Source organism: Streptomyces sp. NPDC059080 (genome assembly GCF_042739975.1).
GTDB classification, from domain to species: domain Bacteria; phylum Actinomycetota; class Actinomycetes; order Streptomycetales; family Streptomycetaceae; genus Streptomyces; species Streptomyces benahoarensis.
Window position 1 is genome coordinate 32,648 of the sequence record NZ_JBHYGX010000018.1, and the last position, 6,895, is coordinate 39,542.

At 72.3% G+C, this 6,895-nt stretch carries 7 protein-coding genes; 4 read left to right on the forward strand and 3 right to left on the reverse strand.

The window, feature by feature from the left end:
- Positions 1 to 213 precede the first annotated feature (213 nt).
- The 4 genes from ACFWWQ_RS16520 (at position 214) to ACFWWQ_RS16535 (ending at position 4,258) form a co-directional block, all read left to right on the forward strand.
- The gene (locus ACFWWQ_RS16520; RefSeq protein WP_384596613.1) at positions 214 to 984 is read left to right on the forward strand and encodes a FadR/GntR family transcriptional regulator; all 771 of its coding nucleotides are present in this window, start codon (positions 214 to 216) and stop codon (positions 982 to 984) included.
- A 306-nt stretch (positions 985 to 1,290) separates the two neighbouring features.
- A complete protein-coding gene (locus ACFWWQ_RS16525) occupies positions 1,291 to 2,058 on the forward strand; it encodes a (Fe-S)-binding protein (protein ID WP_384596615.1) in 768 nt (255 codons plus the stop codon).
- Positions 2,055 to 3,620: a lactate utilization protein B gene (locus ACFWWQ_RS16530; protein ID WP_384596617.1), complete on the forward strand. Its 1,566-nt coding sequence runs from the start codon at positions 2,055 to 2,057 to the stop codon at positions 3,618 to 3,620. Before ACFWWQ_RS16525 ends, ACFWWQ_RS16530 begins: the two co-directional genes overlap by 4 nt.
- Positions 3,617 to 4,258: a lactate utilization protein C gene (locus ACFWWQ_RS16535; RefSeq protein WP_384596619.1), complete on the forward strand. Its 642-nt coding sequence runs from the start codon at positions 3,617 to 3,619 to the stop codon at positions 4,256 to 4,258. Before ACFWWQ_RS16530 ends, ACFWWQ_RS16535 begins: the two co-directional genes overlap by 4 nt.
- 182 nt (positions 4,259 to 4,440) lie before the next feature.
- On the opposite strand, the gene obgE is transcribed toward ACFWWQ_RS16535, so the two are convergent.
- From obgE to rplU, 3 genes are all read right to left on the reverse strand, one after another.
- Positions 4,441 to 5,877, reverse strand: coding sequence for a GTPase ObgE (obgE, locus tag ACFWWQ_RS16540; RefSeq protein ID WP_384596621.1), 1,437 nt, complete (start codon positions 5,875 to 5,877; stop codon positions 4,441 to 4,443).
- A 135-nt stretch (positions 5,878 to 6,012) separates the two neighbouring features.
- Complete coding sequence (gene rpmA / locus ACFWWQ_RS16545; RefSeq protein WP_009717948.1) at positions 6,013 to 6,270, reverse strand: 50S ribosomal protein L27; 258 nt, start codon at positions 6,268 to 6,270, stop codon at positions 6,013 to 6,015.
- Positions 6,271 to 6,284: 14 nt separating this feature from the next.
- A complete protein-coding gene (gene rplU, locus ACFWWQ_RS16550) occupies positions 6,285 to 6,605 on the reverse strand; it encodes a 50S ribosomal protein L21 (protein WP_384596624.1) in 321 nt (106 codons plus the stop codon).
- Positions 6,606 to 6,895 lie beyond the last annotated feature (290 nt).

Here is a 6,895-nt window from a genome sequence, read left to right on the forward strand (position 1 = left end):
GTTTACGAGACCCCCCGGGGGGGGCGCGGGGCGGTCGGCGCCCCGGGCCGTCGCCCCCCGGCCCGAGGGGCCCCGCCGCAGGGGCGGCCCCCGTCGGCGTTCCGGGACGCACGCTCCCGGCGGCCTTCCGTACCCGGTCGGACCATAGACTGTGAGGGATATCCGCAGGCGACAGTCGCCGGTCCGGTACGAGAGCGAGCCGAGGGAATTCCGATGGCCGAGTGGCGCCCCGTGCGGCAGGCCCGCACGCATGAGCTGGTGCTGGAGAGCATCGAGGCGCAGGTGCTCGCCGGGGAACTGAAGGCCGGGGACCGGCTGCCGCCGGAGCGGGAGCTGGCGCCGGTGCTCGGGGTCAGCCGCTCGGCGCTGCGCGAGGCGCTGCGGGTGCTGGAGACCATCGGGGTGCTCGTCGCGCAGGCGGGCCGGGGCGCGGACGCCGGGGCGCGGATCGTCCGCCACCCCGACGACGCACTCGGCCGGCTGCTGCGGCTGCACTTCGCGCTCGGCAGCTACAGCCTCCACGACGTGCTGGAGGCCCGGGTCACCCTGGAGCGCTCCAGCTTCGAGGCGGCGGCGCGGCACGGTGCGCCGGACGCGCTGGACGAGGCCGAGGAGCTGCTGGTGCGGCTGCGCGCGGAGGACCTGTCCGCCGCGGACTTCAACGATCTGGACACCCGTTTCCACGTCGCCATCGCCCGCAGCTCCGGCAACGACCTCACCTCGACGCTCACCTCCGCGGTCCGCGAATCGGTCCGCCCGCTGATCCTCCGGGCCCTGGAGGCCGCCGAGAACTGGCCGGCCACCGCCGCCGCCCTCAACGACGACCACACCGCACTGCTCCGCCTGGTCCGCGCGGGCGACGGCGCGGCCGCCGCGGACCTCGCCGAACGGCACATCCGTGGGTTCCACGGGGGGCTGGTGGAGGGGGCGGACGGTTCCGGCGGCGCGGGCGGCTCCGGCGGCGTGGGGGACGCGGACGCGTAGCCGGGGCGGACGCCGGGCCGGGCCGTGGCTCGGCCTCGCCCTTGGCCTCCTCGTATCCCGACCCTGGCCTGGCCTGGCCCTGGCCTGGCTTGGCTTGGCTTTGGCTTATCCCTAGACCGGCCCTGACCTGGCCTGCCGCCCCTTCCTCCCGTACAGCCCCACGGGCCACGTCCGTACGACGCCGCGTACAGCGCTCCCGCCCCCTCCGCAGACACGCCCGACACGCCCGGTCCGCACCACCCCCACACCTCACTTCCGGCCCGACGCTAGAATGGTCGGACCGTAAAATTCTGTGGGAGGCGCTCCATGCGTATCGGACTCTTCGCCACCTGCCTGGGGGACACGCTCTTCCCGGACGCGGTGAAGGCCACCGCCCTGCTGCTCGCCCGCCTCGGGCACGAGGTGGTGTTCCCGCCGGAGCAGACCTGCTGCGGCCAGATGCACGTCAACACCGGCTACCAGCGCGAGCCGGTCCCCCTCGTCCGCGGCTTTGCCGAGCAGTTCGGGGACGCGTCGATCGAGGCGGTGGTGATGCCGTCCGGTTCCTGCGCCGGTTCGGTGCGCCATCAGCACGAGATCGTCGCCGCGCGCTACGGCGACGCCGCGCTCCGCGCCGGCGTCGCCACCGTCAAGGAGAAGACCTACGAGCTGTCGGAGCTCCTCGTCGACGTACTCGGCACCACCGACGTCGGCGCGTACTTCCCGCACCGCGTCACCTACCACCCCACCTGCCACTCCCTGCGGATGCTGCGGGTCGGCGAGAAGCCGCTGCGGCTGCTGCGCGCCGTCGAGGACATCGACCTCGTCGCACTGCCCGAGGCCGACGCCTGCTGCGGCTTCGGCGGCACGTTCGCCGTCAAGAACGCCGACACCTCCACGGCGATGCTGCACGACAAGGTCGGCCACATCACCTCGACCGGCGCCGCGGTCTGCACCGCGGGCGACTCCTCCTGTCTGATGCACATCGGCGGTGGACTCTCCCGTATCCGGTCCGGCACCCGCACCCTGCACCTCGCGCAGATCCTCGCCGCCACCCGCACCGCGCCGTACGTCCCGACGGAGGCCGTCCGATGAGCCGCACCTTCCTGGGCATGCCCGCCGCCCCGCCCCGCGCCCCGTACGGCGCCGGAAACCTCCGCGGCGACCGCAGCTTCCCCAAGGCCGCGCACGACGAGCTGCGCAACGACCAGCTGCGCCGCAACCTCGGCAAGGCCACCCACACCATCCGCGCCAAGCGGCTCGCGGTCACCGGCGAACTCCCCGACTGGGAGCGGCTGCGCGACGCCGGTGCGGCGCTGAAGGCCGCCACCATGAACCGCCTCCCCGACCTCCTGGAGGAGCTGGAGCGCAAGGTCACCGAGCGCGGCGGCACCGTCCACTGGGCACGCGACGCCGTCGAGGCCAACGCGATCGTCACCGAGCTGATCGAGGCGACCGGCAGCCGCGAGGTCATCAAGGTCAAGTCGATGGCCACCCAGGAGATCGGCCTCAACGAACACCTCGAAAGCCGCGGCATCACCCCGTACGAGACCGATCTCGCCGAGCTCATCGTGCAGCTGGCGCACGACAAGCCGTCGCACATCCTCGTCCCGGCGATCCACCGCAACCGCGACGAGATCCGGGAGATCTTCCTCAAGGGGATCCCCGGCGTCGACCCGGAGCTGGACGCCGTGCCCGCGCATCTGGCGGCCGCCGCCCGCGCCTATCTGCGGGAGAAGTTCATGACGACGAAGGTCGCCGTCTCCGGCGCCAACTTCGGCGTCGCCGAGACCGGCACCCTCGCCGTCGTCGAGTCCGAGGGCAACGGCCGGATGTGCCTGACCCTGCCCGAGACGCTGATCACCGTCATGGGCATCGAGAAGGTCATCCCCCGCTACCAGGACCTGGAGGTCTTCCTCCAGCTGCTGCCGCGCTCCTCCACCGGCGAGCGGATGAACCCGTACACCTCGATGTGGACCGGCACCACGCCGGGCGACGGGCCGCGCGACTTCCACCTCGTGCTGCTCGACAACGGCCGCACCGCCGCCCTCGCCGACTCCGTCGGCCGCGAGGCGCTCCACTGCATCCGCTGCTCGGCCTGTCTCAACGTCTGCCCGGTCTACGAACGCGCCGGCGGCCATGCGTACGGCTCGACGTACCCGGGCCCGATCGGCGCCGTCCTCACCCCGCAGCTCGCCGGTATGCACGCCGCCAAGGACGACCCCAACAGCTCGCTGCCGTACGCCTCCACCCTCTGCGGCGCCTGCTTCGACGCCTGCCCCGTCAAGATCGACATCCCGTCGCTTCTGGTCGAGCTGCGCCACCAGAAGACCGAACAGTCCGGTACGACGGCGGAGAAGCTGGCGATGAAGGCGGCCGCCGGGGTGATGAAGCGGCCCAAGGTCTACACCGCCGCGCAGAACGCCGCGCGCCTCGGCCGGATCGCCGGTGGCCGCGACGGCACGATCTCCCACCTGCCGCCGCCGTTCAGCGGCTGGAGCGAGAGCCGCGACACGCCCGTCCCGCCCCGCCGCACCTTCCGCTCCTGGCTGGCGTCGGCCGAAGGCGCCGCCGCCCTGCGCGACGCGGCCGCCGAGGGCGCCCGGCAACGGGCCGCCACCCCCGAGAACCCCGACACCCCCGAGGAGGAGCGATGACCGCCCCCACGACCGCGCGTGAGACGGTGCTCGGCCGGATCCGCGACGCCCTGGTGCTCGCCCCGGCCCCGGAGGTGACCGTCCCCCGGGCCTACCGCACCGGCCGCACCCTCCCCGACGCCGAACGTCTCGCTCTCTTCACCAACCGGCTCGTCGACTACCGCGCCGAGGTCCACCCCTGCACCGCCGAGGAGACCGCGGCCACCGTCGCCGCCGTCCTCGCCGCCCGCGGCGCCCGCCTCGTCGGCATCCCCGCCGGACTCGACCGCGCCTGGCTGGCCGGATACGACGGCGAGGTGCACGAGGACGACGCGGCGGTGGCACCGCCCGCGCTGGACGCCCTCGACGGCGTGGTCACCGCCTCCGCCGTCAGCTGCGCCGAGACCGGCACGATCTTCCTCGACAGCTCGCCGGACCAGGGCCGCCGCGCCCTGACGCTCGTCCCCGACCTGCACGTCTGCGTCGTCGACCTGTCGAGCGTGGAGGCCGGCGTCCCCGAGGCCGTCGCCCGGCTCGTCCCCGACCGCCCGACGACGCTGATCAGCGGCCCGTCCGCCACCTCCGACATCGAGCTGGAACGCGTCGAGGGCGTCCACGGCCCCCGCACCCTGGACGTGATCATCCGTACCGACGCCTGACCGGACGTCCGACCGGACCGGCAGGGCGAAGGCCCCGGGAGGAGCGTCCGATGCTGTTGGTCACTCAGCATCGGAGCATCCTCCCGGGGCCTTCGCCCTCGCTCCCGGAACTCGCTGTCAGAACTCGCCGCCAGAACTCGCCGTCAGAACTCGCCGCCAGGACCGGCCGTCAGGACCCGCCGTCAGAACGGGCGGAAGCCGTCGTACTCCTGCTCCGCATCGTCCCGCGCCGCATCGCGGTCCCGGCGGCGCTGGGCCGCGGGCCGCGGCGCCTCCAGCCGGTGGTCCTCACCGCGCCGGCCGAGCATCTCCGCACCGGCCGCCATCGTCGGCTCCCAGTCGAAGACCACGGCGTTGTCCTCGGGGCCGATCGCCACGCCGTCGCCGGTGTGCGCACCGGCCTTGAGCAGGGCGTCCTCGACGCCGAGGCGGCTGAGCCGGTCCGCGAGGTAGCCGACCGCCTCGTCGTTGTTGAAGTCCGTCTGCTGCACCCAGCGCTCCGGCTTCTCGCCGCGCACCCGGTAGAAACGGTCGGCCTCCTCGGTGACGGTGAAGCCGGAGTCGTCCACCGCCTTGGGCCGGATGACGATACGGGTCGCCTCCTGCACGGGCTTGGCCGCACGCGCCTGCGCCACGATCTCGGCCAGTGCGTACGACAGCTCCTTCAGGCCCTGCCGGGCGACGGCCGACACCTCGAAGACGCGGAAACCGCGCTCCTCCAGATCGCCGCGGATCATGTCGGCGAGGTCCTGGCCGTCCGGGATGTCGACCTTGTTGAGGACGACGAGCCGCGGCCGGTCCTCCAGCCCGCCGTACTGCGCCAGCTCCGCCTCGATCATGTCGAGGTCGGAGAGCGGATCGCGGTCCGACTCCAGCGTGGCGGTGTCCAGGACGTGGACCAGCACCTCGCACCGCTCCACATGGCGCAGGAACTCCAGGCCCAGGCCCTTGCCCTGGCTGGCGCCCGGGATCAGACCGGGCACGTCCGCGATGGTGTAGACCGTCGAACCGGCCGTCACCACACCGAGGTTGGGGACCAGCGTCGTGAACGGGTAGTCCGCGATCTTCGGCTTGGCCGCCGACAGCACCGAGATCAGCGAGGACTTACCGGCGCTCGGGAACCCGACCAGCGCGACATCCGCGACGGTCTTCAGCTCCAGCACGATGTCGCGGGCCTCACCGGGCTCGCCGAGCAGCGCGAAACCGGGCGCCTTGCGGCGGGCCGACGCCAGCGCGGCGTTGCCGAGACCGCCGCGGCCGCCCTGCCCCGCGACGAAGGTGGTGCCCTGCCCGACGAGGTCGGCGAGGACGTTGCCCTTGCGGTCCATGACGACCGTGCCGTCCGGGACGGGCAGAACGAGGTCCTGGCCGTTCTTCCCTGCGCGGTGGTCACCGGCGCCCGGCTGCCCGTTGGTGGCCTTGCGGTGCGGGTGGTGGTGGTATTCGAGAAGCGTCGTGACGTCCTGGTCCACGACGAGGGTCACGTCGCCACCGCGCCCGCCGTTGCCGCCGTCCGGCCCGCCGAGCGGCTTGAACTTCTCCCGCATCACGGAGGCCACGCCGTGGCCTCCGTTACCCGCGGCGACGTGCAGTTCGACGCGGTCCACGAAGGTGGTCATGGTGAGGTGCCTCCAGATAACTACGGGGATGTCTCTGTACTAACACGCCAAGGGCGGACCGGCCTTCCCGCTCGCGCGAGAAAGGCGGTCCGCCCTCGGAGTGGTGCTACTGCTGAGCTGTCGCCCGGCGGCTGATTACTCAGCGACCGGAACGATGTTCACGACCTTGCGACCACGGTGGGTGCCGAACTGCACCGCGCCCGCAGCCAGGGCGAACAGGGTGTCGTCGCCGCCGCGGCCGACGCCCGTGCCCGGGTGGAAGTGGGTGCCACGCTGGCGGACCAGGATCTCACCGGCGTTGACGGCCTGACCGCCGAAGCGCTTCACGCCGAGCCGCTGAGCATTGGAATCGCGACCGTTCCGAGTGGACGATGCGCCCTTCTTATGTGCCATGTCTCCTCAGTCCCTTACTTCGCCGGAGCGTCGATGCCGGTGATCTTCAGCGCCGTGTGGAGCTGGCGGTGGCCGATCCGCTTCTTGTAACCGGTCTTGTTCTTGTACTTCTGGATCCGGATCTTGTTGCCCTTGTGGTGGTCCACGACCTCGCCCTGGACCTTCACGCCGGCCAGGACCCACGGGTCGCTGGTGACCGCGTCACCATCGACGACCAGCAGCGTCGAGAGCTCGACGGTGTCGCCGACCTTGCTGGTGGAAATGCGGTCAACCTCGATGACGTCGCCGACAGAAACCTTCTGCTGGCGTCCGCCGGTGCGCACGATCGCGTACACGCGGAACTCTCCTTCGCTGGAAACGGATCCTCTGATGCCAGCCGCTCACACGGGCCTGGGAGACTCCCGTGAAATCCGAGTGGACGAGCGGCCTCCCCCGGCGGAGAGCCGGGAGGTGTGTGCTCAGGGGTTTGGCGTCACAGACACCGACGGTCAAGGTTACGGGGCCTTGACCTGGGGGTCAAACCGGCCCCGGGGGGTGCCCCCCCCCGGGGCCCGCCCGGCCCGCACGGCACCACCCCGGGCCAGGCGGGGGCCGCGGCGGGGGTGGTTGGCCCCCCCCGCGTATC

Coding starts and splice junctions, on each gene's coding strand:
- rpmA (WP_009717948.1), bottom strand. CDS start 6,270: ATGGCACATAAGAAGGGCGCATCGTCCACTCGGAACGGTCGCGATTCC.
- ACFWWQ_RS16535 (WP_384596619.1), top strand. CDS start 3,617: ATGACCGCCCCCACGACCGCGCGTGAGACGGTGCTCGGCCGGATCCGC.
- obgE (WP_384596621.1), bottom strand. CDS start 5,877: ATGACCACCTTCGTGGACCGCGTCGAACTGCACGTCGCCGCGGGTAAC.
- ACFWWQ_RS16520 (WP_384596613.1), top strand. CDS start 214: ATGGCCGAGTGGCGCCCCGTGCGGCAGGCCCGCACGCATGAGCTGGTG.
- ACFWWQ_RS16530 (WP_384596617.1), top strand. CDS start 2,055: ATGAGCCGCACCTTCCTGGGCATGCCCGCCGCCCCGCCCCGCGCCCCG.
- ACFWWQ_RS16525 (WP_384596615.1), top strand. CDS start 1,291: ATGCGTATCGGACTCTTCGCCACCTGCCTGGGGGACACGCTCTTCCCG.